Here is a 24,416-nt window from a genome sequence, read left to right as displayed (position 1 = left end):
GGTTCACTCGCAGTCAGAACATCTGTTCGTCGTCTGCGTCCACAAACAGTTGCAGGCAGTCGCGCGCCTCATCCCGGTGCAGTCGCAGATGGATGGGGTTGCAGCAGGCCATGCAATCCTCGTAGAACTCCTGATCCCCCTGGCTGGCATCCAGCTCGACCCGGGTATGATGGCCACAGTGGGGGCAGACGATGCGCTTGCTGGTGTACTCGATCATGATGACCTCCTCGGGCCCGTGGGCCGCCTATCTCCCCTGATTCTAGTTGGTTTGCACTGTCCTGACCGCGAGCAAGCGCACGTTTATGACCGGGATCAAGGGAGGCAGGAGGTCAGTCCGGCAGCACTTGCGTGCTGTTTACTTGACCCAGTTGGCCAGCATCTCGGCATCCAGCTCGGTGAGCGAGCGTAGCTGATGATCGGCAATGGCCAGACGGGGATCGCCCACTCATGCTGGGTGCATGGGAACGATCAGCGCCTGTTTGTTGTTTATTTGGTCCAGCTGGCCAGCATCTCGGCATCCAGCTCGGTGAGCGAGCGTAGCTGATGATCGGCAATGGCCAGACGAGGATCGCCCACCAGCGCGGGGTCGGGTACGATCAGCGCGGTCATGGAGGCCGCCTTGGCCGCCAGCAGGCCGGTGAAGCTGTCCTCGATGGCCAGGCAATGCACCGGCTCCACTCCCAGCTTCTCGGCGGCGTGGATATAAACATCCGGGTGTGGCTTGCCGAAGCGCTCCACCTCGGCGGAGTGAACCGCCAGGAAGCGATCGCGAATGCCGAGCTTGCCGAGCACCGCTTCCACCATGGCGAAGGGGGAGGAGGTCGCCAGACCGATTTTAAGGCCTTGCGCCTCGATGAGATCGAGTGCCTCCAGCACGCCGGCCTTGGCCTGACCTTCGGAGAGGATCAGCGCGTTGACCCGATCCAGGATGCGTTGCACCACCTCTTCCTGGCTGGGGCCGCTCCAGGGGCGCAGGCGATACCAGTGGGCCACCAGCTGATCGATGCGCACGCCGATGGTCGATTCGCAATCTTCCACCGTGTGGGGATGGCCCAGCTCGGAGAACACGGCCATCTGGGCCCGTTGCCAAAAGGGTTCCGAGTCGATCAGAACACCATCCATATCGAAGATCACGGCAGTTAACATCTTGTACTCCTGACATTGGTGAAGGGGGGATTATAAGCGAGGCGCCTCAATGCAAAAGGGGCATTGCCATGCCCCTTGCGCCGGATCACGCAGGCAAACGTTTGTTTGTGCGAGACAAAAAACAGTGGTCAGAAAATCACGTCCACCCTGGCGGCCACGGCTTTGGCCTGCTCGACGGCGGTGGGGTAATCTTCAGCCCGGGCCAGTGCCACGCCGAGTCGGCGGCGGCCGGCGATCTCCGGCTTGCCAAACAGCCGCAACTGGGCACCCGGCACCAGGGCCAGCGCCTCGCTAATCCCCTGATAGCGGATGTTCTGGCTGTGCCCTTCTCGCAGCACCACGGCAGAGGCGCTCGGCCCGTACTGGGTGATGGTGCCGACCGGCAGCCCCAGAATGGCGCGCACGTGCAAGGCGAACTCGGAGAGATCCTGAGAGATGAGGGTCACCATGCCGGTGTCGTGCGGACGTGGCGAGACTTCGCTGAACCACACCTCGTCACCCTTGATGAAGAGCTCGACCCCGAACAGGCCGTAACCACCGAGGGCCTCGACCACCTTGGCGGCGACTTCTTTGGAGCGGGCCAGCGCCAGTTCACTCATCGCTTGTGGCTGCCAGGATTCGCGGTAGTCGCCATCTTCCTGCCGATGGCCGATGGGCTGGCAGAAGTGGATGCCGTCGACGGCGCGTACCGTGAGCAGGGTGATCTCGTACTCGAAGGGGACGAACCCTTCGACGATCACCTTGCCGCGGCCGGCGCGACCGCCCTCCTGGGCATGGGTCCAGCTCTCGTCGAGTTTGGCGAGATCGCGCAGCACGCTCTGGCCCTTGCCGGACGAGCTCATCACCGGCTTCACCACGCAGGGCAGACCGATGGCTTCAACGGCGGCGACAAACTCCTCCTTGCTCTGGGCAAAGCGGTAGGGGGAGGTGGGCAAGCCCAGCGTCTCGGCGGCGAGGCGGCGGATCCCCTCCCGGTTCATGGTGAGCTGGGTGGCGCGGGCGTTCGGCACCACCTTGACCCCTTCTTGCTCCAGGGCGGCTAGGGTATCGGTGGCGATGGCTTCAAGCTCGGGGATGATCAGATCCGGTTTGACCTCGTTGACCAGGGCGCGCAGGGCGGCGCCGTCCAGCATGTCCAGCACATGGGCTCTGTGCGCCACCTGCATGGCGGGGGCATCGGCATAGCGGTCGGCGGCGATCACCTCGATGCCGAAGCGTTGCAGCTCGATGGCGACCTCCTTGCCAAGTTCGCCGGAGCCCAGCAGCAGGGTGCGGGTGGCGCCGGAGCGGGTAGCGGTTCCAAACATGTGATCTCTCCTGATGTCGTGAGTGACGGTTGATGGCCGCTATTGCGCGAATAGCGGGCAAAAAAAGAGGCACGCATGGCGTACCTCAGGAAACGGATTTGTGGGCGCGCTGCTCCAGATGGGTGAGCAGGGTGATGGCGCCGATGATGATGGCGGCCCCGAGCCACAATCGGCCGGGTGGCGCCCAGCCAAACACCAGCCAGCCGGCCAGCACGTTCATGGGCAGCTTGGCAAAATCAAAGGGTTGCACGAACGAAGCCTCGGCCACGCTGTAGGCGCGGGCGATAGACATCTGGGCCAGTGCCGACAGCACGCCGGAGGCGGCTACCAGCAGCCATTGGGTTTCGCTCGGCCACTGCCACTCCGGCAGCGCCAGCATGGCATTGAACGGGGTGCTGAAGATGAGCAGGTAGACGACGATGGTATGGGACGACTCGCTCGCCGCCTGATAGCGCACCAGCAAGGAGTAGCCGGCCCAGAACAGGGCCGCCGCCACCGGCAGCAGGGAGGCCCAACTGAAATCGTCGGTCCAGGGGGCGAGGATCAGCATGGCGCCGATAAAGCCGGCCAGGGTCGCCAGAATGCGGGCCTGGCTCACCTGCTCTTTGAGAAAGAGCGCTGACCCCAGGGTGGCAAACAGCGGAGAGGTCATCAGCAGGGCGATGCCCTGCCAGATGGGAACGGGCACCGCCAGCGCCCACAGCCAGAACTGGATGCCGACCACCGCCAGGGCGACCCGCAGCAGGTGCAGCCGCAGCTGGTTGGTCATCAGCGATTGGCGCAGACCGTGCCGAATGAGCCAGGGCAGCAGGCAGACCAGGGCAATCAGATATTGATGGAAGGCGACCTGGGTCGAAGGAAGGCCGAGCTTGAAGCTGACATACTGGCTCAGGCTGTTGACGGCGGCGAAGCAGAGGCCCGCTACCATCATCCAGACTGCACCGGCAAAAGGAGAGTGCCTGCGCGAGGGTGTCATGGGATCCGGAACGCTGAAAAAAGTGCGGCGGATCATAACGGCAATCGTTTGTTCTGCCAAGCCTTGGCGGGGTGTAGGAACGGTAGCTGGCGAGAGAGTGAGCTAACATCAAATATTTTGAATAAGTTGAGCATCTATTTTCGCTATCTGTATAGAAGCCCAATGTTTAGAGTGACCTCCATCGACAGCACCGCTGTTCAACCGACAACCAAATGGAGTTTCACCATGGCCAATATCCTCGTACTCAAGTCCAGCATCCTGGGCCAATATTCCCAATCCAACGCCCTGATCGACGGCTTCCTGGCGGACCATCCGTCCGACACCGTCACCGTGCGTGATCTGGCGTCCCTGAACCTGCCGGTGCTGGATGGCGAGCTGGCCATGGGCCTGCGCGGTGGTGAGAACCTCAATGAGCGTCAACTGGCCGTGCTGGCCCAGTCCGACGAGCTGGTTGCCGAATTGAAGGCAAGCGATCTGGTGGTGATTGCCGCCCCCATGTACAACTTCAACATCCCGACCCAGCTGAAAAACTGGATCGATCTGGTGGCCCGCGCCGGCGTTACCTTCCGTTACACCGAAACCGGTCCGGTCGGCCTGGTGGAAAACACCCGCGCCCTGGTGATCAGCCCCCGCGGCGGCATGCACGTCGGCAGCGCCACCGATCTGGTGACCCCTTACATGCGTACCGTGCTGGGCTTCATCGGCATCAAGGACGTGGACTTCATCTACGCCGAAGGCATGGGCATGGGCCCGGATGCCCAGGCCAAGGGCATCGAGCAGGCCAAAGGCCAGCTGGAGACCCTGGCACTCTGATCAAGACGGCACTTTGCCAGACGTCAGAAAGCGACAACGCAGCCCTCGGGCTGCGTTGTCTGTTTTGGGGCCTTGTAGCGAATGGGGCCGGGCAGGTTAATCCCGCAGAAAGCGGCGGCAGCCGCTGCCGACCATCAGGCAGACCGCCACCAGGGAGCCCAGCAGCAAAGTGGTGAGCCACTGCTCGGCGCTGTCGGGCAGGCGCGGTGACAAGAGGCTGATCATCAGCAGGGCACAGAGGGTGATCAGGCTGGTCGGGCGGGTCAGGAACATCATGGGTCATCCTTGGCTGCGGCTGGTGAGTAGAAGGCTAACCGCGGTCTGTGACAGCAAGATGTATCCATACCTCTTGCCGCAGGTCAGTTGACCGGGGTAGCCATCACCATAGCAGCTTTTGCCGCCGGAGCCAGCGGCATGGGCCGGGTTGTGATCCGGATCCCTATCTGAACTGCTTCTGATCTTCCTGATAGTGGAAATCACCGCTGGCCAGCCTGGCGACCAGCGCTTCCTTGTCGAGATCCTGCGCCTTGCAGAGATCATCGAGATCATCGAAGCGATCACGCAGCTGCATGTTGACCAGGCTCAGCAGCATGTTGACGTCCATGGTGGCAAAGTTGTTCAGGTTCATGAGGGTCGCTCGCTATCCAGCAGGTGAAGTTGTTCGATGGCGTCGCTGACGCTTTGCAGGTGCAGACGGATGGATTGACGTGCCTCGGCCGGCAGGTAGTCGGTGAGGGTGTGCTGCCAGCTGCCCGCTTCGGTCTTGAGCTGCTGGAACAGGGTGAGCCCCGCCTGGGTGAAGGAGACCAGGCTGACCCGCTTGTCGTGCTCGCTGCTCTCGGTAAAGAGGATCCCTTTCTCCACCAGCCGGTGAATTTCGCGGGAGATCCGCACCTTGTCCATCCCGCTCGCCTCGACCAGCTCTTTCTGGCTGATGGGGTAGTTGGGGCCGAGCACCATCATCAGGCGCCATTGGGGCACCGTCAGCTGATAGCGCTGCTGGTAAAACTGCTCAAAGGTGTCGCGCACCATCTCGGCGGCGTGAACCAGCTGATAGGGGGGATAGTGGGCAAGCAGCTCTATGATCTTTGACATATGACATCCTGCTGTGACGGCTGCATCGGGTGCAGTTTCTCTTGATACTTTGGCCTTGATGATACGTAACACAAGGCCGTTTGTCTGAACATGCACCAGAGAAATGTGCGGTTGCGCACGTCATCCGCCGCAACCGGGTCTGTTCGAGGCTGGTTTTGTGGCTGCGGGCTCAGCCTTTGCGCAGCCAGATCAAGGCGTTGTGCTTGAGCCAGGCCTCGCGGCTTTGCAGGGTGTAGAGCGCGGCCTCGTCGCGACTGCCCGCCTGCCAGCTGTGGGGCTCCTGTTTGGGCAGTTTGCGCTGGCCCAGCAGACAGGCCGGCACATGGGCGTTGGCCTTGATGGCGGCGCTCAGCAGCGGCTGCGCGGCCTCGGCACCCGCGCAGACGAATGTCATCAGCGCCTTGTTGTAGAGCAGCCAGCTGGAGGCTTCATCAAAGCGCACCAGCAGGTCCTGCAGCGCCTGCCACTCCCCTTGCAGGGCATAGAGGCTGGAGAGGGGATAGCGGCAACCCAGCTCGTCGGCCACGCACAGTTCGAGCAGCGCCAGATATTCGCTGCGCGCCTGTTCCAGTTGGCCGAGGCGCAGCAGGCAGTCGGCCCGTCCGGCCCGGGCGGCGAGCAGCGGGCGCGCTTCGTGGGCACTCCAGCCATGGCCGGCAATCTGCAGCCAGAAGGCGGCGTCGAACAGCGGCTCGGCGTCGGCGATCACCTTGTCGAACCAACCGAGGCGGCTGTGCGGATCGCGACTGGCATCGGCCAGTTCGAACCACTGTTGCCACTGCTCGGCCTGCTCGGCCTGCTCGCTGTCCAGCGTCTGTACCGTGCTTGGCACGGCCTGATACTCGTCCAGTTGCAGCAGCTGGTTGAGGGCGGTCTTCATGTTCTGGCGCTGGCGCTTGCAAAACTCCATGAAGGGGAGGTCACTGCCGGCGGCCGAGTGCAGCATCTGCGCCATGGGCTTGTCACGAAACAGGCTCAGCTCGGCGGCCAGGCTGAAACGGTACTGGGTGGTCGGGTCGTTCAGATCCTTGGGCTTGGGCCAGGTGGCAAAGCCCTGGCTGAAGCCGTAACACCACTGACCGAGCGGGTGACTCTGCTCGAAGACCTGTTCCGGGCTCTCGGTGGAGAGGCGGCACTGGCTCGGCAGGGCGAGCTGGGCCTCATCGGCCTGGGCTTCCAGCTCGGCGATCAGATGGTGCAACGCATCGCGGCTCTTCTCATCCAGCTCGGCGTCATGGGGCAACAGACCGGCCAGCGGGGCCTGCCAGTCAGGGGCATCCGGCCCGACCAGGCGGGCGCACAAAAAGCCGTGCAGCGCCGGGTAGGTCATGTCCTGCCCACTGTGGGTCTGGATCCATTGATTGAGATGACGGGTACGAGTGGATGGATTCATCGACAGTTCCTCTGGATTTTGACAGCGGCGAAGTCTACCCAAAAGTGGGGTTATTTGCAGCTAAAGGGCGGCTGACTGGCGATTATATCGCCGTGACGCTGCCAAAAGGTCCTGAAAATCACCCGCGAACAGGGCAAGGGACTAGGCCCTGTTACCGCTCTTGGGGTAACATGCGCGCCCATACGGGCAATGAAAAATTGGCCATCCGGACAATGAAAGAAGAGAACACCATGCTACAGATTGGCAAGATGAACACCCTTACCGTAGTCGAGCTCGAAGAGCGCGGCGCCTGGCTTGCGGCCGACGAATATGGCGAGCTGCTGCTGCCCAAACGCCAACTGCCGGAAGGGGTGGCCGAGGGCAGTGAGGTCAAGGTCTTCCTCTATCTGGATGCCGACTGCGAGCCGGTGATCACCACCGACAAGCCGTTTGCCATGGTGGACGACATCGTCGGCCTCAAGGTGGTCAATGCCAACAAGATCGGCGCCTTCCTCGACTGGGGCATGAAGAAGGATCTGTTCGTGCCGACCCGTGAGCAGAACAAACCGATGCAGGTGGGCCACGTCTATCTGGTGCGGCTGATGCTCGATCACGAGGGCCGCATGGTGGGCACCAGCCGCCTCGAGCGCTTCCTGCGCACCGACAAGCCCCCCTTCAAGGCGGGTGACGAAGTGACTGCCCTGCCCGGCGAGCGCACGCCGCTCGGCATCAAGGCCATCGTCAACGGCGAATACGCCGGCATGCTGTTCAAGAACGAGGTGTTTGGCCGGGTGACCACGGGCCGGCCGTTGACCGCCTGGGTCAAGCAGGTGCGTGATGACGGCAAGCTGGACCTGACCCTGCAAAAGCCGGGCATGGCGCGGATGGACGATGCCGGTGAGCTGATCCTGGCCCGTCTCAAGAAGCAGGGCGGCAGCCTGGCGGTGGGTGACAAGAGCGAACCCCAGCTCATCTACAAGCTGCTCGGCATGAGCAAGGGCACCTTCAAGAAGGCCATCGGCGGCCTCTACAAGCAGGGCAAGATTGTGCTCGAGGATAACTGCATCACACTTGTGGCTGCCGATAACGCGCCGGATGGCAAGTAAGTGCCGAGCCCCTGCATTGGCCATTGCCAGGCGAAAGATGGCCTCTGTCTTGGCTGCGGCCGTACCCTGACCGAGATAGGTCGCTGGTCCGCCATGGACAGTGATGGCCAGCTGGCGGTGATGGCACAGCTGGACGGCTCAACCAGCACCCATCGCTGCCCCGGTTGCGGTGAGCCGGCGTTTTGCGCCGTGTCAGCCGGCGCGACCATCACCGAGTGCTGGTGCAGCCAGTTGCCGGCCCTGCCCATGAGGGAGGCCAGCGCCTGCTGGTGCCGCCGCTGTCTGGTCAAGGCCATAGCGGCCCGTCCCTGAGGGGGCTTAGGAGAAAAGAGAAAGGCGCCGAGGGCGCCTTTTTTATGCCTGTTGCTGGCGGTGCCAGCGCACATGGACATCGTGCTCATTGAGATGACGGGGCAGCAGGAAGGTGGCGAAAATCACCTCAAACTCTTCCTGATGATCCAGCAAGCCGACCCACACCTCGACCCAGCGCTCCATGTCGACCGGCACACCGAGTTCGGCTGACCAGTCGGCGTTGGGCAGGGTCGCCTCGACGGCGCCACGCTGCTCGAACTCCAGGGTGATGTCGACGATTTGTTCGGGGGCCAGCATGTCTGCGGCCTGCTCAAGAAACTGATCATAGGCCCATTCGACCAGTTGATCCGGGGTACGCTGTTCCATGAAATCACTCCAGATACATCGAGGTTCGCTACTGTAGCAATTATTGGCGGTGGCGGCCAGACCAGTGGCCATGGTGCGCCAGGTCTGGGCAAGGGCGCCGGCAAAGGGGTATGGTTGAAGGGGGATGGCCAAGGGAGAGGTGCCATGAAACGACGGACAAGGCGACAGCAGATCAAACGGCGGCGAGAGGCCTGGTGGTGGCATTATCTGCCGCTGCACCGGGGCACCATCGGCGGCCATCTGGGCCCACCGGCAGACGATCCGGCCGCCAGCAGTTGAGCCTTGGCGGCCAGCTGGTCAATCGGCCTGATGCACCTTGTTGAGGGTGATCTGACCGAGCTGGCCCATCTGGCGGCGGATCCAGGCCGAGCGTTGCTGGACGTAGGGTGAAGGAGGCTTGACCCGGTAGCGCCAGGGATTGGGCAGGGCGGCGGCCAGCAGGGAGGCTTCGTAGCGGGTCAGGCGGGCGGCCGGTTTGCCGAAGTAGTGCTTGGCCGCGGCCTCGGCGCCGTAGATGCCGGGTCCGAACTCCACGATATTCAGGTACATCTCGAGGATGCGGGACTTGTCCCAGCCCAGCTCCATCAGCAGGGTGAACCAGGCCTCGATCCCCTTGCGCAGGAAGCTGCGATCGCTCCACATGAAGAGGTTCTTGGCGGTCTGCTGGCTGAGGGTGCTGGCGCCGCGCACCCGTTCGCTGTGCTGGTTGTGCTTGAGCGCCGAGCTGATGGCATCCATGTCGAAGCCGTTGTGTTCGGCAAAGCGTTGATCTTCGGCGGCGATCACCGCCAGTTGCAGCTCGCGGGAGATCTTCTCGAGCGGCACCCAGTCGTGCTTCACCTCGGCCACCTTGGCCGGTGGAAACAGCGCCCGCTCGAGGCGCCAGGTCCACATGGGCGGATCGATGAAGCGCAGCAAGGCCACCGAGACGATGGTGCTGAGCAGTGCCGCCAGCAGCAGTTTGCCGAGCCCGCTCAGCAGGCGTCTGGCGAGGGCGGGACGCACGGGCTCCGGCTCCGGTTCTGGCTCCCAGACGTAGTGGCTGGGATCATCGGGATCCGGAATTATTGGGGCAGCCATTCGATGTGGCAGAACTTCTCGTCAACACGGCGGGAGAGCAGCATGCGGGCGAACAGGTGCTCGTACTCTTCCTGTTCGTTGCCAAGCCCGATCCAGACTTCGGCATAGTCGGCGTCGCTGACTTCGAATCCCACGTCCGCTTCCCAGTCATCGGCCGGATCGGTTTCCGCCAGCAGGCCGCGATCGTTGAACTCCTGATTGAAGCGGGCAATCTCCTGCTCCGGCAGGTTGTCGGAGGCCAGCTCCATGAAGAGTTCCAGAGCGGTGTCGAGCAGTTCCTCGACGCTGTGCATTTCGTCGTTCAAAGACATAAGCGGTCTGTTCCAGCTGAAAATAAAAGAAAAACCCCGTCGGCAAGGCCGGCCGGTGGCGCGCGGTATTCTAGCTGGCCCCTGCTTGCTTGGCGAGTACGGCTGGCGGCGCCGTGGCAATAAAAAACCGGATCCTGGCACAGGATCCGGTCTTCATTGGGGGAAGGGGTCACGCATAGGGCGTCAGCTCATCCCTTCTTGTCATCGGCGAAGGTGATGTTGAGCTCCAGCACGGACAACTCATCACTCTTCTTGTCCAGCTGGACCGTGATCTTGTCAGGGTCGATCTGCACATATTTACGGATCACGTCGAGGATATCCTGCTTGAGCTGGGGCAGGTAATCCGGCCCCCTCTGGATGAACGCTCGTGAGCCACGATGATCTGCAACCGCTCTTTGGCCAGTTGTGCGGTGCTCTGTTTCTTGTTGGAACGAAAATAATCCAATAATGACATGCTTAACTCCCGAACAGTCGGCTAAAGAAGCCCTTCTTTTCTTCTTCCAGAAAACGAAAATCCTTGGTGTCGCCCAGCAGACGTGCAACGGCATCCTCATAGGCCTGACCGGCATCGGACTCCTTGTCCAGGATGACGGGTTCCCCCGAGTTGGAGGCACGCAGCACCGCCTGGGACTCCGGGATCACCCCGAGCAGTTTGATGGCCAGGATCTCCTGCACGTCCTGCACGCTCAGCATGTCGCCACGGTTGACGCGAGTCGGGCAGTAGCGGGTGAGCAGCAGGTGTTCCTTGATCGGGTCTTCGCCACGCTCGGCGCGGCGGGACTTGGATGCCAGGATACCGAGGATGCGGTCCGAGTCGCGCACCGACGAGACTTCCGGGTTGGTGGTGACGATGGCCTCGTCGGCGAAGTAGAGCGCCATCAGGGCACCCGCTTCGATCCCCGCCGGGGAGTCGCAGACGATGTAGTCGAACTTCATTTCGGTCAGCTGATCCAGGATCTTCTCGACCCCTTCACGGGTGAGGGCGTCCTTGTCCCGGGTCTGGGAGGCGGGCAGGATGAACAGGTTTTCGCAGCGCTTGTCCTTGATGAGGGCTTGGTTGAGGTTGGCCTCGCCATTGATGACGTTGACGAAGTCATACACCACGCGCCGTTCGCAGCCCATGATGAGGTCCAGATTTCTCAGACCAATGTCAAAATCGATGACCACGGTCTTGTGGCCACGCTGAGCTAAACCGGTACTCAGGGCCGCGCTGGTTGTGGTCTTGCCAACGCCACCTTTACCCGATGTAACGACTATGATTCGCGCCATTCTCGCTTCCTTGTAACTCTATTTGATACGGTCTATACGGAGTTGTTCGTTATCCAGCCGGACATGAACCGGCTGCTGGATGAGGCCGGCCGGCAATGCATCGCTCAGCTGGAATGTGCCTGCGATGGAGAGCAGCTCGGCCTGCAATTGCTGGCAATAGATCCGTGCCTGGGGGTTGCCCTTGGCACCGGCAATGGCCCTGCCACGCAGAGTGCCATAAATATGAATACTGTCGTCGGCGATCACTTCGGCGCCCGGACTGACCGAACCCAGCACCACCAGCGAGGTGCCGGCGGCATAGAGCTGCTGGCCGGATCGCACCGGGCCCACATGTACCTTGCTCGCTATCAGCGGAGCCGGCACGGCTTTCACCTCGACGATGGGGGCCGGGGCTGGAGCCGGCTCTGGCTGGGGTTGCGGCTCGGCTTTGCGGCTCTTGCCGGAGGCCATCACCGCCAGTCCGGCCGCCTTGGCCGCCGTCTTCATCGCCTCGCTCTGGGCCCCCGTGATCCCGACCAGCACGAAGTCTTCCGATTCCACCAGCTCCTTGAGCTGCTCGAAGTCGGGGATATCGGTGAGCCGTTCCACATTGATGACGAGGGGGGCACAATTAAAAAACTGGGGCGCCTGAGCCACTTTGGCCGCCAGCAACTGGCGGATCCGCTCAGGTTTGCCATCGCTGATATGCAACACAGAAATAGTGAAGGTGGTCCCTTTCAATTCGTTATCGCGCTCAACCATGAATCTTCCCCGAGACAGAGACGGTAATCCGTTATTGTTATTCAATTCCCGATGTTATAGTTTGCCATCCTCAGAGGCAATAAACCGGTTGGATTATATCAATTTCCATGTTGTGTGCAGTCTATAAAAGTCGCAAAAAAGCCGAGACCTATCTTTTTGTTGAAAGAAGAGAGGATTTTTCCCGCGTACCCGAGGTGCTGATGAGTGCATTCGGCCGTCCCGAACTGGTATTGATGACCAAACTGGACCCAGCCAAGCCCTTGGGGATCGCCTCCACCAGCCGGGTGATGGAGGCGCTGCAGAGCCAGGGCTTCTATCTGCAGGTGCCACCGCCACCGGAAAATCTGCTGGAACAACACAAGGCCCAATTAAAGGCCGAACGGGAATGAAGGGTCGGCTGGCTCTGTTATTGATAAGCGGGATCGTCAGTTACCCGCTGCAGGCCAGCCCCGATTTTGAACATTATGTGACGGGTCTCAAACAAGAGGCCCTGGCCGCCGGGATCTCGCCGGCGACGGTCACCACCGCCTTCGCCGATATTCACCTGATCGAGGTCGCCATTCGGCACGATAAAAATCAGCCGGAATTTAAACAGACCCTCGCCACTTATATTCCTCGCGCCGTGCCGCAATGGAAAGTCAATGAAGCCAAACGGCTATATCGTCAGTATTTGCCGCTGCTCACAAAAATAGGGGCGGAATATGATGTGCAACCTCGTTTTATTGTCGCCCTGTGGGGCATTGAAACCAATTTCGGCAAATTGACCGGCAAATATCCGCTGGTGTCGTCGCTGGCGACCCTGGCCTGGGAGGGGCGCCGTGAAGCCTTCTTCAAGGGGCAGTTGTTCGACGCCCTGCGCATTCTGGAGCAGCAGAAAATGGCGCCAGCCGATCTCAAGGGATCCTGGGCCGGCGCCATGGGGCAGGTGCAGTTCATGCCCTCGTCCTACCTCAAATATGCGGTCGATCAGGACGGGGACGGCAAGCAGGATCTGTGGGGCAATCTGGCGGATGTGTTTGGTTCGGCAGCCAATTATCTGCATCAGAACGGCTGGCACGGGGATGAAACCTGGGGTCGTCGGGTGAGGGCACCGGCAGGGCTGGATCCTGCGCTGGTCGGGCTGGAGGAGACCCGGGCGCTGTCGGCATGGCAGGCCCTCGGAGTGCGCAAAGCGGATGGGGCAGACTTGCCGCGGGCGTCGCTGCAGGCCTCGCTGGTGCAGCCCGATGAAGAGGGCGGGGCTGCCTATCTCGCCTATCCCAATTATCGGGTGCTGCGCGACTGGAATCGCTCCCACTATTTCGTGGTGGCGGTGGGCACCCTGGCCGATCGTATCGTGGAATAATCGATCTCAGCAGCGCCGGATTTGCCGCCGGGGGCAAGCAGCCAGCGTGGGAATAACGATCGGATGCGGTGGACTTGCCGGGTGAGGCGGGGCGCAATATCCAAACGACAGGCAATAAAAACGGCGGGAATGCCCGCCGTTTTTATTGTTGCCACGCCGACTTATTCGCAGGCGACTTGCATCACCTTGATGGCCAGGCCACCGCGGGAGGTTTCACGGTACTTGGAGTCCATGTCCTTGCCGGTGATGTACATGGTCTCGATCACCTTGTCCAGCGAGACGCGCGGCTTGGAGGTGCGACGCAGCGCCATGCGGGAGGCGTTGACCGCCTTCATGGCAGCGATGGCGTTACGCTCGATGCAGGGCACCTGCACCTGACCGGCGACCGGGTCACAGGTCAGACCCAGGTTGTGTTCCATGCCGATCTCGGCGGCTTCACAGACGTGCTCCGGGCTGCCGCCCATCAACTCGGTCAGACCGGCGGCGGCCATGGAGCAGGAGACGCCCACTTCACCCTGACAGCCCACTTCGGCGCCGGAGATGGAGGCGTTCATCTTGTAGAGCATGCCAACGGCGGCGGCGGCCAGGTAGAAACGGGTGTAGTCGTCGCGGCCAACCGGCTGGATGAACTTGTCGTAGTAGGCCAGCACGGCCGGGATGATGCCGGCGGCACCGTTGGTCGGCGCAGTCACTACACGGCCACCGGCCGCGTTCTCTTCACTCACCGCCAGGGCGAACATGTTGACCCAGTCCACGATGTTCATCGGGTCGTTGGAGAGGTTCTCGTTGGTGGTCAGCTGACGATAGAGCGGTGCGGCGCGGCGCGGTACGCGCAGCGGGCCGGCGAGAACGCCTTCGGTGCGGCAGCCGCGCTCGATCCCTTCACGCATGGTGGTCCAGATCTTGCCAAGCTTCTTGTAGATCTCTTCCGGGGTATTGAAGCACTTCTCGTTTTCCATCATCAGGGCGGAGATGGAGAGGCCGGTCTGGCTGCAGTGGGCGATAAGCTCGGCCGCGCTCTTGAACGGGTAGCTGACGGACATGTCGCCGCTGTCGGCCTTGCCGAAGTTCTCTTCGTCAACGATGAAGCCACCGCCGATGGAGTAGTAGGTCTTGCTGTAGACGGCAGCATCTTCGATGAAGGCGGTCAGCTTCATGCCGTTTTCATGCAGCGGCAGGGCTTCATCATGGAACACCATGGCATCGCGCGGGAAGCTGACAGTGTGGCAGTGCAGGCCGATGGGCAGACGACCGGTCTGCTCGACGCGGGAGATGAACTCGGGGATGCCGTCGATGTCGACATTTTCCGGCAGGTTGCCCGCCAGACCCATGATGATAGCGGTATCGGTGTGGTGACCTTTGCCGGTCCAGGAGAGTGAGCCGTAGACATCGACCTGGATCCGGGTGATGTCACGGATCTTGCCGCCTGCACGCAGTTCATCCACGAACTGTTTGGCTGCTTTCATCGGGCCGACAGTGTGGGAAGAGGAGGGGCCAACACCGATTTTGAAGATATCAAAAACGCTGATCATGTAACAATTACCTCAGGATAGAAGGGGGCGCCATGCCCACTCGCAGAAACGGGGTGATCCATGGGACGAGGGCGTCGTCGCCGAGGTCAATGAACCAGATAACCACAGTGTAACGGCTCAAAGCCCAAAAAAAGTTGAAATAGATCTATTTTTGTTGAATCAGAGCGGGCGAGTATAAAATTTATTTTGATGCTTATCCATTTTGTTAAGCGTTTGCCCATAAAAATACCCGACAATGCCGGGTACTTAGGAACCAAATGGAGCAAGTTACCGATTTTTAACACTCGGTAATGTTAACTGCCAGGCCACCGCGGGCGGTTTCCTTGTATTTGGTCTTCATGTCGTTGCCGGTTTCCCACATGGTCTTGATCACCTTGTCCAGCGACACCTTGTGCTCGCCGGTACCGCGCAGGGCCAGGCGCGCGGCGTTGATGGCCTTGACCGCCCCCATGGCGTTGCGCTCGATGCAGGGCACCTGCACCTGGCCACCCACCGGATCGCAGGTGAGCCCCAGGTTGTGTTCCATGCCTATTTCGGCGGCGTTTTCGACAATCGCCGGACTACCGCCGAGGATCTCGGTCAGCGCCCCCGCCGCCATGGAGCAGGCGACGCCTACCTCGCCCTGGCAGCCCACCTCGGCGCCGGAGAGCGATGCGTTCTTTTTGTAGAGGATGCCGATGGCGGCGGCGGCGAGGAAGTAGCTCAGCAGCAGCTCGTCATCCACCTTGCGCACGAAGCGATCGTAGTAGTGCAGCACGGCGGGGATGATGCCAGCGGCGCCGTTGGTGGGGGCGGTCACCACCCGGCCGCCGGCGGCGTTCTCCTCGTTGACGGCCAGCGCGAACAGATCCACCCACTCCATCACCATCAGCGGATCCTTGTTGAAATTGGTCTCGCAGCTGAGCTGACGATAGAGTGCCGGGGCTCGCCGTTTCACCTTGAGGCCGCCGGGCAGCACCCCCTCGCTGCGACAGCCACGCTCGACGCAGCCCTGCATGGCCTGCCAGACCTTGCGCAGGCCCGCCTTGATCTCGGCTTCGGTGCGAAATACCTTCTCGTTGGCCAGCATCACGCCGGAGATGGAGAGGCCGCTCTCCTGGCAGTGGGCCAGCAACTGGGCGCCGCTCTCGAACGGGTAGGGGATGGGGTGGGCCGCATCGAAGCGGGCGGCCTCCTCCTTGGCGTTGGCGAAGTGGCTCTCCTCGATGATGAAACCGCCGCCGATGGAGTAGTAGGTCTGGCTAAACAGCAGCTGTTCCCCGGCGAAGGCGCGCAGGGTCATGCCGTTGGAGTGGGCGGGCAGGGTCTTGCGCCGGTTGAAGATGATGGCGCCGCTGCGGGCAAACTGGCTCGGCTGTTCACCCGCAAGCAGCAGCGACTGGCTGCGCTCCACCTCGGTCAAAAAGGTGGGGATGGCTTCGATGTCCACCGACTCGGGTTCGAAACCGGCCAGTCCCAGGATGATGGCCTTGCCGGTGCCATGGCCCTTGCCGGTCTGGCCGAGCGAGCCGTAGCACTCTACTTCTACCCGTTCGGTGTTGGGCAGCACTCCCTGCTGCTTGAGCGCGTTGACAAAGGCGTAGGAGGCGCGCATCGGCCCCACGGTATGAGAAGAAGAGGGACCGATCCCGATGGAAAACAGGTCGAAGACACTGATCATGACACCACTCCGATTATGGGTTTCGTCTAAATATTGTAAATTTTTTGTAGTCGATGGAAAGCGGGAAAACCGAGGGGTGTGATGGCGGCACGCAAATGAAAGCAAGGATAGATGGCAAAGAGGAGGGTGCTTTACGCCAAATAAAGAAGGAGCGGCCCAGGGGCAGCTCCTTTGTGCGTGTTCAGGCAAGGGTTGCCGGCGGTTTAATCGAGAAACTCGCACAGATAGGCGGTGGGGGTTTTCACTTCCAGCTTGAAGGAGGAGTGGCCGGCCACGTCGAAGGATTGACCCTGCTCATAGGTGTGCCATTCGTCTTCGTCGGCCAGCTGGATGGTCAGCGCACCCTTGACCACCGTCATCCGCTCGGGGGCGGCGGTATTGAACTGGTAGTCACCGGCTTCCATCACACCCACGGTGGCTTTGTCGCCTTTTTGCTCGAAACCGATGGATTTTACATTTCCATCAAAATACTCGTTAACTTTCAGCATGTTTTCATCCCTGTATGCACGTTTGCCCAGCCAAAGTAGCACAATCTTTTGCCAGTTGTCATGAATAAAGCGGGAAAAATCGCCGTGAGCCTTTTGAATCTTTACTTTGTTGCAAACTTATCAATAACTCCCGTTAACGATTTGACGATTTAAAACAGCGAATAAATATGAGATAAAGCGCGCGCTCAGGGGAATGGACAGCTGTTCATCCCCTGTTTGGTTGATTGCACTGGGAAAGTGCGAATATTTGCTACTTAAAGGAACATTCTGTGTTAACAAAAGGACTCATTAAGAACGTTGGCTTCCAGGTCGTGGTCGCCATGGTGCTGGGGGCACTGGTGGGGGCGTTCATGGGTGAACAAGCCACCGTGTTTGCACCGCTCGGTACTCTCTTCATCCAGCTGATCAAGATGCTGGTGATCCCGCTGGTGGCGGTGGCCATCCTGTCGGGGGCGGCCAACCTCGGCGCCAGCCCGGCGGCGGGCAAGATTGGCGTTACCACGCTGGCCTTCTTCCTCGGTACCTCGGCGCTGGCGGTACTGCTGGCCCTGGTGATGGGCCAGATCTTCAAGCCCGGTGTCGGGGTCGAGTTCGGCTCCATGGCCTCCATGTTCTCCGGTGACTATGCCGACAAGGGCGCTCTGCCCGATGCGGTCGCCACCCTGCTCGGGATGATTCCGACCAACGTCTTCCAGTCACTCAACGAAGCCAACATCCTGCAGATCCTGGTGTTCTGCATGTTCCTCGGCATCGCCCTGGCCAAGCAACCCCGCGAGCGGGCCAAACCCCTGGTGGACGGCCTCAACACCCTGGTGGATGCCTTCGTCTGGATGATCAACAAGGTGATGCTGATCGCGCCGCTCGGCGTGTTCGGCCTGATGGCCGATGCCATCGGCACCTACGGTTTCGACGTGCTGACCCTGGTGCTCAAGCTGTTCGTGGTCTATCTGGCCGCCATCCTGATCTTCGCCTTCGTGGTCTATCCGCTGCTGATCGTGCTCTTCTCCAACACGCCGGTACGCAAGTATCTGTCTGCCATGAAGAAGCCGCAGATCGTCGCCTTCTCCACCGCCTCTTCCATGGCGACCCTGCCGGTCAACATGGAGACCTGCGAGGAGGAGCTGAAGGTAACCAATGCCACGGCCTCCTTCGTGCTGCCGCTGGGCGCCACCATCAACATGAGCGGCAACGCCATCTATTACGGTCTGGTCGCCATCTTCTTCGCCCAGGTCTACCAGATCGATCTCTCTATGGGGGCCTGGGCCGCCATCATAGTGACCGCCACCCTGGGGGCCATCGGTCAGGCCGGTGTGCCGGGCCCGAGCTTCCTGGTGGTCGCCGTGCTGCTGGCAGCCGGGATCCCCATCGAGGGGCTGCCGTTGTTGTTTGCGCTGGATCGTTTGTTCGACATGATCCGTACCGCTCTCAACATCACCGGTGATGCGGCCTGCGCCGTCATCGTCGACCGCTACAGCCCGGATTACGATCCGGACCGCTGGAACAAATAATCCAACTGCAATGAACAAGGGGCCCGCGGGCCCCTTTCTTTATGCTTGTTGTTGTGACCGTCAGCCGAGCTGAGCGAGTGCCTGCTGGCAGCGCTGCTCGGCGGCGTCCAGCTCCAGCAGCACCATCTTGATGTCTTCGAGCTGCTGCTGCAGGGTCTCCCGTTTGTCGGCCACCAGCCCCAGCATGGTCTGCAGCTGGGTGCGGCTGCTCTTGTCCGCATCGTAGAGATCGAACAGATCGCGGATATCCGCCAGGCTGAAGCCCAGTCGCTTGCCGCGCAGGGTCAGCTTGAGCCGCACTCTATCCTGCCGACTGTAGATCCGGGTCTGTCCCTGACGGGCAGGATTCAAAAGTCCCTGATCTTCATAAAAACGAATACTTCGGGTCGTAACATCAAATTCACGGGCCAGTTCGCTGATGCTGTAGGTCCGCGTGTCATCCTTGGTTCGGTTCATGGCGCTATCTTGGCTGTCAATCCTGGCTGGCACCTTACCCAAACGTCAACTGCCCCGCAAGTCTTGTTCCCGCAGCGGCGGCAGCATATGTTATTCCAATGTAACAAGGAGAGTGCAATTGATGGATATCGTGATTGTTGCGGCCAAACGTACCCCCATGGGGGCCTTCCAGGGAGCCCTGGCCAACCTGACGGCACCCGAACTGGGCGCCTGTGCCATTGCCGCGGCCATGGCAGAAGCGGGGCTCCGGGGGGAGCAGATCGATGAAGCCTATCTGGGCAACGTGCTGAGTGCCGGGGTCGGCCAGGCACCCGCCCGTCAGGCGGTGCTGAAGGCGGGCCTGCCGGACAGCATTCCCTGCACTACGGTCAACAAGGTGTGCGGTTCCGGCATGAAGGCGGTGATGCTGGCGGCCGATGGCTTGCGACTCGGCGATACCAAGGTGGTGATCGCCGGCGGGATGGAGAGCATGAGCCGCGCCCCTTATCTGCTCGACAAGGCGCGCAGCGGTTTTCGGATGGGGCACCAGAGCGTGCTCGATCACATGTTCCTCGACGGACTGCAGGATGCCTACGAAGGCCAGCTGATGGGGCATTATGCCCAGCTGAGCGCCGATCGCGCCGGGTTGACCCGTGCCGACATGGATGCCTTTGCCATCGCATCGCTGGAGCGGGCGCTGGCGGCCCAGCGCAGCGGGGCCTTCGCGGCGGAGCTGGCGCCTGTGATGGTCGGAGATACCCTGCTGCTGGCCGAGGATGAGCAACCTGCCAAGGCCAGGCCCGAGAAGATCCCCCAGCTCAAGCCGGCTTTCAGCAAGACGGGCACCATCACGGCGGCCAATGCCAGCTCCATCTCGGACGGGGCGGCGGCGCTGATCCTGATGCGGGGTGAAACTGCCGCGCAGCTAGGGCTGCCGGTGCTGGCGCGACTGGTGGGTTATCAGAGCCACGCGGCCCTGCCCGCCGAGTTTACCAGCGCACCGATAGGAGCTATCAAGGGCCTGCTGGCCAAGGTGGGTTGGCGGGTGGAGGAAGTGGATTTGTTCGAGGTCAACGAGGCGTTTGCCATGGTCAGCCTGCTGGCGATGGCCGGTTGCCAGCTGCCCCATGACAAGGTCAACGTGAACGGCGGCGCCTGCGCGCTCGGTCATCCGCTGGGGGCGAGTGGCGCCAGGATCCTGGTGACCCTGATCCATGCCCTGCGCGAACGCGGTCTCAAGCGCGGGGTAGCCAGTCTGTGCATCGGGGGTGGGGAGGCGACGGCGGTCGCCATCGAGCTGGGTTAATCTGTCTCCGCCATCGCCTGGAGTTGCTGGTTGACCCAGGCGGTGGCGGTCAGATAGAGCTGACTGACCTTCTCTTCATTGAGCCCGAGCCGGGCCGTTCTGGCCGTGATCCGCTGCCAGTTCGCACTCTCGTAATCTTCGCAAAACGACAGATAGAACCCCAGGTTGCCCTTGCGTTCCAGCAGGGCGACCCGGATCTCCTCGATCAGTGGAATGGTGCCGAGCAGCTTGTCCATCGGCTGTTCCATCAATACATCGAGCAGGGAGAAGAGGCCGGTGATGAAGGCCTGCTGGGCTTCCTGGGTTGGTGCATGGGTGTGGGCCAGCAGCTCGCAGAAGCGGGCCCGGATCATCGACATCTGATAGAGCTCGGCACTCTTGCCGTGGCCGGCGCTGGTGGCGGCGACCAGGGTCACGAAGCGTTTGAGCTGGGTGTGGCCGAGATAGACGGCGGCCTGGCGAAAGGAGGAGATGGGATTGGCGTGGCTCTTGAGGTGATTGACGTAACGCAGCAGCTTGAGGGACAGGGAGATGTCCTGACTCAGCAGCTGCTCGATGCGGTTGAGGTCGGGCTCAGGCTGGTTGACCACGTTGAGCAATTGCATCACCACCACCTGGGCCGGCTCCATGGTCGCCTGCTTGACCATCTCGGGCCGGCTGAAGAAGAAGCCCTGGAACAGGTCGATACCGAGGCGCTTGACCCGTTCAAACTCCGCCTTGTCTTCTACCTTCTCCGCCAGATAGGTGAGCTTGAGCTGCTGATGCTGCTGGATGAACACCTTGATCTGCAGCAGCGACGTGGCGCGCAGATCGAACTTGATGATGTGGATGTAGGGGAGGAAGCGCTCCCAGTCCGGCGACAGGGTGAAGTCGTCGAGGGCGAGCTGATAGCCCAGCCCGTGCAGCTGTTTCACCTTGGCCAGCAGCGCATCGTCGGGATCGGCATCTTCCAGGATCTCGATCACCACCTTCTCCGGCGGCAGACACTCGGCCAGCCCTTCCAGCAGCAGCGAATGAGGGAAGTTGATGAAGCAGGGACGGCCGCCGAGCAGCTGATCGATGTTCTGTTGCAGGAACTGTTCGACCACCAGTCTGGCGGTGGCTTGCTGGGAGGAGATGGGGGGGAACACGTTATCCAGACTGTCGCGAAACAGCAGCTCATAGGCGTGGGTATTCAACTCCCGATCCAGGATGGGCTGCCTTGCTACGTATGAATACATGCATCTCTCCAGCGTGTGTACTGGATTGATTTTATTGTGAAGCCGCGCACTATGCCAGCGCTTGGAGGCCATAAACGGTCAATAACTGGCATAGTGCTTGAATAGGCGGGCAGGGGATGCCCGCCCGCTTCAGAACAGGTAATTGAGCTGCAGACCGGCCAGCCAGGCGTCCCCTTCCGAGGTGCCCTGGAAGGTGGAGGTGGTCTGCGGGATGCCGGGTTTGAGCTGCATGGTCTCGCTCACGTCCACCTTCTTGCCGTCGATGAGCGTCACGCCCAGATCCAGCGAGAGGTTGCGATCGATCTGATAACCCACCCCGGCGCTGTACCAGACCCGATCCGAGTCGGGGATGGAGATGGTGCGGCGATCCGCCGGGACCGGGCTGCGGTCATAGGCAAGACCGGAGCGCAGCTGCCATTGCGGTGCCAGCTGGTAGGTCAGGCCCAGCGCGTAGCGCCAGCTGTCTTCCCAGTGCTCGTCCTTGATGTGCATGACACCGTGGTGATCGAGCTCGGATTCCAGCTGTACGAACTTGCTCCAGTTGGTCCAGTTGATGCTCGAATGCAGCGCCAGCGCCGGCGTCAGCTGATGGAACAGGGCCAGCTCGGCGGTGGCGGGCAGCGGCAGATCCAGGCTGCCGGTATCGGTGAAGGGCTGCCCGTTCTGATCGATGCCGATGGCGTCGCCGGAGAGTTTCAGGGTGACGTCGTGGCGGTAGGAGAGGCCGATGCGGGTCGCCTCCGACAGCTCCAGCAGGGTGCCCAGGTTCCAGCCCATGGCCCAGCCATCCCCTTTCAGGTGCTTGGCGATCTGGTTGTTGGACGGGAAGGTGCCGCCCACTTCCCCTTCGCCCTGAATGGCGGAGAGGCCGGCGCCGAAGGACCAGACGCGGTTGACGCGATAGGCCAGCGACGCCCCCAGATCCACGGTCTTGATGTCGGAGACATTGCCGAAGTGACCGGCATTGTAGTTGTCCGGCATCTTGACGCCGAGCCCGTAATAGGAGGTGGCAGCCAGCCCCAGGCGCCACTGGTCGTTGAGCGGCACTATGAGGTAGGCGTTGGGCACCCAGGCATCATCGGCGATGTCGTGGGCCGCCGCATCCAGGCTGACCGGCCCCTTGGGGGTCGGCACACGGGTGGTACCCTCGATGTTGACGTCGGGGTGCACATAGATGAAGCCACCGGAGAAGGCCATGGTATCGAAACGGGTCATGGCGGCGGCGTTGCGGGAGAGCACGCTGGCATTGTCGGCGATGGCGGCTTCGCCGGCGAAGGCGCGGCCCATGCCGGTGGCGGATTGTTCGGCCAGCTGAAAACCTGCCGCCTGGGCCTGGCTCGACAGCACCAGCAGGGCGATGAGAGACGGCTTCATGATGGAGTGCATTGCATTGTCCTTGAAAATGAACCTGAAGTTCGATCGTTTTTATGGTTGGAGGCAGGATTTTATATGGTATGACCAGTAAGGCAACGGGCGCGGGGGCGAGGGGATGAAAACGGGATTAAATGCTGGGGGATGTGCTGCTAATAGCTTGATAAAAAAAGAAAAGCGCACAGTTGTTTGCTACAGATGTACGCTGAAACATGAATTTGGAATAAAAAAAGAGCGCCCGCAGGCGCTCTGGTCAATTCGCTGATTATCAGAACTTCATGTTGAACTGAGCGGAAGCGAGGAAGGCGTTGCCGTGGGAGGTGCCTTTCCAGCGCAGCGCTTCGTTGCTTTCGACCAGCTTCTCGTTGACGTCCACTTTCTTGCCGTCCAGATAGGCCATGCCGAAGTCGACGCTCATGTCCTTGTCGATGTGGTAGGTGGCGCCAGCGCTATACCATACGCGGTCGGAATCCGGGATGCTCAGGCTGCGGTATTCCGGCTCGATCGGGGTGTTGTCGTAGGCAAAGCCGATACGGGCTTCCCAGGACGGGTTGACGTACCAGGTACCGCCCAGAGAGTAACGGGTGGAGTCCTTGAACTTCTCAGGCTTGTAGAGGCAGACGCCGGCACCGTCGGTGCTGTTGCACTGACCGCTGGTAGCTTTGAGCTCCTGGAAGGCGCTCCAGTCGGTCCAGTTGACGGAGTAGTGCACGGCAAACTGCTGGTTCAGACGGTGGTAACCGGCGAACTCGGCCTGGGCCGGCAGATCCAGCGGCAGTTCGCCACCAACGGTCTTGAAGCCGGAAGAGGTGCCCTGATAGTCACCTTTGAACTTCAGGTCTACCTGGGAGCGATAGGTCAGCGCGAAGCGGTTGTTCTCGTTCACTTCATACATGGTGCCCACGTTCCAGCCGTAACCCCAGTCATCACCCTTCAGGTGGCTGACGATGGTGTCCTTGCCGATACCCGGCACGCTGCTCAGCGGCGGCACGGCGGCCAGTACGCCGGCGCGGCGGTTCAGTTCAGCCTTGGCATAGACCAGGTTCAGACCGGCGCCGACGCTGAAGTGCTGATTGACGCGGTAGGCGATGTTCGGGTTGATGTTGAAGGTGAGCAGTTCGGTGTTGCCGGCAATGGAGCCACCGTTGAAGTTCTCGGTGTATTCGGTCGACAGACCGTAGTTGGAGAACAAGCCGATACCCCAGGCCCACTGGTCGTTCAGCGGCTGGATGAAGTAGGTGGCAGGCACGAAGGCGCTCGGGGCGATGCCGCTTTCGCTGGCACCGGCCATTTTGGCGGAGCCTGCATAGATGTCACCATTTACATCCACGTCCGGCTTGATATAGGTACCGGAGACAGAGAACGCCATCTTGTCAAACTGGGTCATGGCTGCCGGGTTGCGGGACAACACGGAGGCGTTGTCCGCCACGGCGGCTTCCCCTGCATACGCACGACCCAGGCCGGAGGCTGAGTGTTCGTTCAATTGGAACGCGGCGGCGAAGGTTTGGGTACTGGCCAGGGTGACGGCGGCAGCGATCAGGCTCTTTTTGAAAAAGGCAGTTGTCATAGTGTTCTCTCTTGTAGGCAGATTTTCCGTCGGCATCAGGGCTATTTTGCCTCTGTATGTGACAAGATCTGTTGTTATTTCAGCTTCTTC

General features: G+C 61.1%; 28 protein-coding genes and 2 pseudogenes. 8 read left to right on the top strand and 22 right to left on the bottom strand.

The annotated features are described in order from the left end of the window. Positions 1 to 13 precede the first annotated feature (13 nt). The 5 genes and pseudogenes from E5E97_RS16875 to E5E97_RS16860 form a co-directional block, all read right to left on the bottom strand. The gene (locus tag E5E97_RS16875; RefSeq protein ID WP_005301298.1) at positions 14 to 217 is read right to left on the bottom strand and encodes a CPXCG motif-containing cysteine-rich protein; all 204 of its coding nucleotides are present in this window, start codon (positions 215 to 217) and stop codon (positions 14 to 16) included. Between the two features lie 138 nt (positions 218 to 355). Further along, positions 356 to 478 (bottom strand): annotated as a pseudogene (locus E5E97_RS23780) (hexitol phosphatase HxpB); the annotation flags it as partial. Positions 479 to 486: 8 nt separating this feature from the next. After that, the gene (hxpB, locus tag E5E97_RS16870) at positions 487 to 1,146 is read right to left on the bottom strand and encodes a hexitol phosphatase HxpB (RefSeq protein WP_171280609.1); all 660 of its coding nucleotides are present in this window, start codon (positions 1,144 to 1,146) and stop codon (positions 487 to 489) included. Positions 1,147 to 1,274: 128 nt separating this feature from the next. Continuing rightward, complete coding sequence (purT, locus tag E5E97_RS16865) at positions 1,275 to 2,453, bottom strand: formate-dependent phosphoribosylglycinamide formyltransferase (RefSeq protein WP_171280608.1); 1,179 nt, start codon at positions 2,451 to 2,453, stop codon at positions 1,275 to 1,277. 85 nt (positions 2,454 to 2,538) lie between these two features. Continuing rightward, positions 2,539 to 3,429 (bottom strand): DMT family transporter, encoded by an 891-nt coding sequence (locus tag E5E97_RS16860; protein ID WP_171281234.1) that lies wholly within the window; start codon positions 3,427 to 3,429, stop codon positions 2,539 to 2,541. Positions 3,430 to 3,654: 225 nt separating this feature from the next. On the opposite strand from E5E97_RS16860, the gene E5E97_RS16855 reads away from it, so the two are divergent. Beyond that, complete coding sequence (locus tag E5E97_RS16855; protein WP_026080124.1) at positions 3,655 to 4,242, top strand: FMN-dependent NADH-azoreductase; 588 nt, start codon at positions 3,655 to 3,657, stop codon at positions 4,240 to 4,242. A 96-nt stretch (positions 4,243 to 4,338) separates the two neighbouring features. Here the strand turns inward: E5E97_RS16855 and E5E97_RS16850 are convergent, their stop codons facing one another. The 4 genes from E5E97_RS16850 to E5E97_RS16835 all read right to left on the bottom strand — a co-directional run bounded on the left by E5E97_RS16850 (position 4,339) and on the right by E5E97_RS16835 (position 6,730). Then, a complete protein-coding gene (locus E5E97_RS16850) occupies positions 4,339 to 4,518 on the bottom strand; it encodes a hypothetical protein (RefSeq protein ID WP_039214394.1) in 180 nt (59 codons plus the stop codon). A 163-nt stretch (positions 4,519 to 4,681) separates the two neighbouring features. After that, positions 4,682 to 4,870, bottom strand: coding sequence for a DUF4250 domain-containing protein (locus E5E97_RS16845; protein ID WP_029302933.1), 189 nt, complete (start codon positions 4,868 to 4,870; stop codon positions 4,682 to 4,684). Continuing rightward, a complete protein-coding gene (locus E5E97_RS16840) occupies positions 4,867 to 5,337 on the bottom strand; it encodes a MarR family winged helix-turn-helix transcriptional regulator (RefSeq protein ID WP_016350842.1) in 471 nt (156 codons plus the stop codon). The genes E5E97_RS16845 and E5E97_RS16840 overlap by 4 nt, the downstream gene beginning before the upstream one ends. Before the next feature lie 169 nt (positions 5,338 to 5,506). Continuing rightward, positions 5,507 to 6,730: a UPF0149 family protein gene (locus E5E97_RS16835; RefSeq protein WP_171280607.1), complete on the bottom strand. Its 1,224-nt coding sequence runs from the start codon at positions 6,728 to 6,730 to the stop codon at positions 5,507 to 5,509. Between the two features lie 212 nt (positions 6,731 to 6,942). Here E5E97_RS16835 and E5E97_RS16830 point away from each other — a divergent pair, with 212 nt between their 5' ends. Both E5E97_RS16830 and E5E97_RS16825 read left to right on the top strand, forming a co-directional pair. Next, the gene (locus E5E97_RS16830; RefSeq protein WP_253265096.1) at positions 6,943 to 7,815 is read left to right on the top strand and encodes a S1 RNA-binding domain-containing protein; all 873 of its coding nucleotides are present in this window, start codon (positions 6,943 to 6,945) and stop codon (positions 7,813 to 7,815) included. Further along, the gene (locus E5E97_RS16825; RefSeq protein WP_171280605.1) at positions 7,816 to 8,127 is read left to right on the top strand and encodes a DUF1289 domain-containing protein; all 312 of its coding nucleotides are present in this window, start codon (positions 7,816 to 7,818) and stop codon (positions 8,125 to 8,127) included. A gap of 42 nt (positions 8,128 to 8,169) precedes the next feature. Here E5E97_RS16825 and E5E97_RS16820 read toward each other — a convergent pair whose 3' ends face one another. After that, the gene (locus tag E5E97_RS16820; protein ID WP_016350838.1) at positions 8,170 to 8,493 is read right to left on the bottom strand and encodes an HI1450 family dsDNA-mimic protein; all 324 of its coding nucleotides are present in this window, start codon (positions 8,491 to 8,493) and stop codon (positions 8,170 to 8,172) included. 144 nt (positions 8,494 to 8,637) lie between these two features. Here E5E97_RS16820 and E5E97_RS23695 point away from each other — a divergent pair, with 144 nt between their 5' ends. Next, positions 8,638 to 8,772 (top strand): hypothetical protein, encoded by a 135-nt coding sequence (locus tag E5E97_RS23695; RefSeq protein WP_256123504.1) that lies wholly within the window; start codon positions 8,638 to 8,640, stop codon positions 8,770 to 8,772. An 18-nt stretch (positions 8,773 to 8,790) separates the two neighbouring features. On the opposite strand, the gene mtgA is transcribed toward E5E97_RS23695, so the two are convergent. The 5 genes and pseudogenes from mtgA to minC form a co-directional block, all read right to left on the bottom strand. Next, the gene (mtgA, locus tag E5E97_RS16815) at positions 8,791 to 9,498 is read right to left on the bottom strand and encodes a monofunctional biosynthetic peptidoglycan transglycosylase (protein WP_171281233.1); all 708 of its coding nucleotides are present in this window, start codon (positions 9,496 to 9,498) and stop codon (positions 8,791 to 8,793) included. 59 nt (positions 9,499 to 9,557) lie between these two features. Continuing rightward, positions 9,558 to 9,884 carry an HI1450 family dsDNA-mimic protein gene (locus E5E97_RS16810; RefSeq protein WP_016350836.1) on the bottom strand — a complete coding sequence of 109 codons (327 nt, stop codon included), beginning with the start codon at positions 9,882 to 9,884 and terminating at the stop codon, positions 9,558 to 9,560. Between the two features lie 188 nt (positions 9,885 to 10,072). Further along, positions 10,073 to 10,338: pseudogene (minE, locus tag E5E97_RS16805) on the bottom strand (cell division topological specificity factor MinE). Between the two features lie 2 nt (positions 10,339 to 10,340). Beyond that, positions 10,341 to 11,153: a septum site-determining protein MinD gene (gene minD, locus E5E97_RS16800; protein ID WP_011705992.1), complete on the bottom strand. Its 813-nt coding sequence runs from the start codon at positions 11,151 to 11,153 to the stop codon at positions 10,341 to 10,343. A gap of 18 nt (positions 11,154 to 11,171) precedes the next feature. Further along, on the bottom strand, positions 11,172 to 11,894 hold the full coding sequence (gene minC, locus E5E97_RS16795) for a septum site-determining protein MinC (RefSeq protein ID WP_171280604.1): 723 nt from the start codon (positions 11,892 to 11,894) through the stop codon (positions 11,172 to 11,174). A 107-nt stretch (positions 11,895 to 12,001) separates the two neighbouring features. On the opposite strand from minC, the gene E5E97_RS16790 reads away from it, so the two are divergent. Continuing rightward, on the top strand, positions 12,002 to 12,283 hold the full coding sequence (locus tag E5E97_RS16790; protein ID WP_011705994.1) for a YcgL domain-containing protein: 282 nt from the start codon (positions 12,002 to 12,004) through the stop codon (positions 12,281 to 12,283). Next, positions 12,280 to 13,239, top strand: coding sequence for a lytic transglycosylase domain-containing protein (locus E5E97_RS16785; RefSeq protein ID WP_171280603.1), 960 nt, complete (start codon positions 12,280 to 12,282; stop codon positions 13,237 to 13,239). Before E5E97_RS16790 ends, E5E97_RS16785 begins: the two co-directional genes overlap by 4 nt. Positions 13,240 to 13,400: 161 nt before the next feature. Here the strand turns inward: E5E97_RS16785 and E5E97_RS16780 are convergent, their stop codons facing one another. The 3 genes from E5E97_RS16780 to E5E97_RS16770 all read right to left on the bottom strand — a co-directional run bounded on the left by E5E97_RS16780 (position 13,401) and on the right by E5E97_RS16770 (position 16,919). Beyond that, positions 13,401 to 14,771, bottom strand: coding sequence for an L-serine ammonia-lyase (locus tag E5E97_RS16780; protein WP_011705996.1), 1,371 nt, complete (start codon positions 14,769 to 14,771; stop codon positions 13,401 to 13,403). Between the two features lie 277 nt (positions 14,772 to 15,048). Further along, a complete protein-coding gene (locus E5E97_RS16775; RefSeq protein WP_171280602.1) occupies positions 15,049 to 16,431 on the bottom strand; it encodes an L-serine ammonia-lyase in 1,383 nt (460 codons plus the stop codon). Positions 16,432 to 16,634: 203 nt separating this feature from the next. Then, a complete protein-coding gene (locus E5E97_RS16770; RefSeq protein ID WP_026080125.1) occupies positions 16,635 to 16,919 on the bottom strand; it encodes a pyrimidine/purine nucleoside phosphorylase in 285 nt (94 codons plus the stop codon). Positions 16,920 to 17,188: 269 nt separating this feature from the next. On the opposite strand from E5E97_RS16770, the gene E5E97_RS16765 reads away from it, so the two are divergent. Next, positions 17,189 to 18,427, top strand: a complete 1,239-nt coding sequence (locus tag E5E97_RS16765; protein WP_011705999.1) for a dicarboxylate/amino acid:cation symporter — start codon at positions 17,189 to 17,191, stop codon at positions 18,425 to 18,427. A gap of 60 nt (positions 18,428 to 18,487) precedes the next feature. On the opposite strand, the gene E5E97_RS16760 is transcribed toward E5E97_RS16765, so the two are convergent. Next, positions 18,488 to 18,883 carry a MerR family DNA-binding transcriptional regulator gene (locus E5E97_RS16760; protein WP_016350830.1) on the bottom strand — a complete coding sequence of 132 codons (396 nt, stop codon included), beginning with the start codon at positions 18,881 to 18,883 and terminating at the stop codon, positions 18,488 to 18,490. A gap of 121 nt (positions 18,884 to 19,004) precedes the next feature. Between E5E97_RS16760 and E5E97_RS16755 the strand changes: the two genes are divergently transcribed. Continuing rightward, positions 19,005 to 20,168, top strand: coding sequence for an acetyl-CoA C-acyltransferase (locus tag E5E97_RS16755; protein ID WP_171280601.1), 1,164 nt, complete (start codon positions 19,005 to 19,007; stop codon positions 20,166 to 20,168). Here the strand turns inward: E5E97_RS16755 and E5E97_RS16750 are convergent. The 3 genes from E5E97_RS16750 to E5E97_RS16740 form a co-directional block, all read right to left on the bottom strand. After that, entirely contained in the window at positions 20,165 to 21,388 is a 1,224-nt protein-coding gene (locus E5E97_RS16750; RefSeq protein WP_024945326.1) for an EAL and HDOD domain-containing protein, read from the bottom strand. The two genes, E5E97_RS16755 and E5E97_RS16750, sit on opposite strands and share 4 nt — an antisense overlap. A gap of 129 nt (positions 21,389 to 21,517) precedes the next feature. Then, entirely contained in the window at positions 21,518 to 22,774 is a 1,257-nt protein-coding gene (locus E5E97_RS16745; protein WP_171280600.1) for an OmpP1/FadL family transporter, read from the bottom strand. Between the two features lie 253 nt (positions 22,775 to 23,027). Next, the gene (locus E5E97_RS16740; RefSeq protein ID WP_024945328.1) at positions 23,028 to 24,326 is read right to left on the bottom strand and encodes an outer membrane protein transport protein; all 1,299 of its coding nucleotides are present in this window, start codon (positions 24,324 to 24,326) and stop codon (positions 23,028 to 23,030) included. Positions 24,327 to 24,416: the final 90 nt, after the last annotated feature.

Origin of the sequence: Aeromonas sp. 2692-1 (assembly GCF_013085505.1) — a bacterium.
GTDB lineage: Bacteria > Pseudomonadota > Gammaproteobacteria > Enterobacterales > Aeromonadaceae > Aeromonas > Aeromonas hydrophila.
The sequence above is the reverse complement of the archived record's forward strand: the minus strand, read 5'-3'. Positions and strand labels throughout refer to the sequence as shown.

Excerpts from the sequence above, each read along its gene's own strand:
- E5E97_RS16875 (WP_005301298.1), bottom strand. The coding sequence starts at position 217 with ATGATCGAGTACACCAGCAAGCGCATCGTCTGCCCCCACTGTGGCCAT.
- hxpB (WP_171280609.1), bottom strand. The coding sequence starts at position 1,146 with ATGTTAACTGCCGTGATCTTCGATATGGATGGTGTTCTGATCGACTCG.
- purT (WP_171280608.1), bottom strand. The coding sequence starts at position 2,453 with ATGTTTGGAACCGCTACCCGCTCCGGCGCCACCCGCACCCTGCTGCTG.
- E5E97_RS16860 (WP_171281234.1), bottom strand. The coding sequence starts at position 3,429 with ATGACACCCTCGCGCAGGCACTCTCCTTTTGCCGGTGCAGTCTGGATG.
- E5E97_RS16855 (WP_026080124.1), top strand. The coding sequence starts at position 3,655 with ATGGCCAATATCCTCGTACTCAAGTCCAGCATCCTGGGCCAATATTCC.
- E5E97_RS16850 (WP_039214394.1), bottom strand. The coding sequence starts at position 4,518 with ATGATGTTCCTGACCCGCCCGACCAGCCTGATCACCCTCTGTGCCCTG.
- E5E97_RS16845 (WP_029302933.1), bottom strand. The coding sequence starts at position 4,870 with ATGAACCTGAACAACTTTGCCACCATGGACGTCAACATGCTGCTGAGC.
- E5E97_RS16840 (WP_016350842.1), bottom strand. The coding sequence starts at position 5,337 with ATGTCAAAGATCATAGAGCTGCTTGCCCACTATCCCCCCTATCAGCTG.
- E5E97_RS16835 (WP_171280607.1), bottom strand. The coding sequence starts at position 6,730 with ATGAATCCATCCACTCGTACCCGTCATCTCAATCAATGGATCCAGACC.
- E5E97_RS16830 (WP_253265096.1), top strand. The coding sequence starts at position 6,943 with ATGAAAGAAGAGAACACCATGCTACAGATTGGCAAGATGAACACCCTT.
- E5E97_RS16820 (WP_016350838.1), bottom strand. The coding sequence starts at position 8,493 with ATGGAACAGCGTACCCCGGATCAACTGGTCGAATGGGCCTATGATCAG.
- E5E97_RS23695 (WP_256123504.1), top strand. The coding sequence starts at position 8,638 with ATGAAACGACGGACAAGGCGACAGCAGATCAAACGGCGGCGAGAGGCC.
- E5E97_RS16810 (WP_016350836.1), bottom strand. The coding sequence starts at position 9,884 with ATGTCTTTGAACGACGAAATGCACAGCGTCGAGGAACTGCTCGACACC.
- minD (WP_011705992.1), bottom strand. The coding sequence starts at position 11,153 with ATGGCGCGAATCATAGTCGTTACATCGGGTAAAGGTGGCGTTGGCAAG.
- minC (WP_171280604.1), bottom strand. The coding sequence starts at position 11,894 with ATGGTTGAGCGCGATAACGAATTGAAAGGGACCACCTTCACTATTTCT.
- E5E97_RS16790 (WP_011705994.1), top strand. The coding sequence starts at position 12,002 with ATGTTGTGTGCAGTCTATAAAAGTCGCAAAAAAGCCGAGACCTATCTT.
- E5E97_RS16785 (WP_171280603.1), top strand. The coding sequence starts at position 12,280 with ATGAAGGGTCGGCTGGCTCTGTTATTGATAAGCGGGATCGTCAGTTAC.
- E5E97_RS16780 (WP_011705996.1), bottom strand. The coding sequence starts at position 14,771 with ATGATCAGCGTTTTTGATATCTTCAAAATCGGTGTTGGCCCCTCCTCT.
- E5E97_RS16775 (WP_171280602.1), bottom strand. The coding sequence starts at position 16,431 with ATGATCAGTGTCTTCGACCTGTTTTCCATCGGGATCGGTCCCTCTTCT.
- E5E97_RS16770 (WP_026080125.1), bottom strand. The coding sequence starts at position 16,919 with ATGCTGAAAGTTAACGAGTATTTTGATGGAAATGTAAAATCCATCGGT.
- E5E97_RS16760 (WP_016350830.1), bottom strand. The coding sequence starts at position 18,883 with ATGAACCGAACCAAGGATGACACGCGGACCTACAGCATCAGCGAACTG.
- E5E97_RS16755 (WP_171280601.1), top strand. The coding sequence starts at position 19,005 with ATGGATATCGTGATTGTTGCGGCCAAACGTACCCCCATGGGGGCCTTC.
- E5E97_RS16750 (WP_024945326.1), bottom strand. The coding sequence starts at position 21,388 with ATGTATTCATACGTAGCAAGGCAGCCCATCCTGGATCGGGAGTTGAAT.
- E5E97_RS16745 (WP_171280600.1), bottom strand. The coding sequence starts at position 22,774 with ATGCACTCCATCATGAAGCCGTCTCTCATCGCCCTGCTGGTGCTGTCG.
- E5E97_RS16740 (WP_024945328.1), bottom strand. The coding sequence starts at position 24,326 with ATGACAACTGCCTTTTTCAAAAAGAGCCTGATCGCTGCCGCCGTCACC.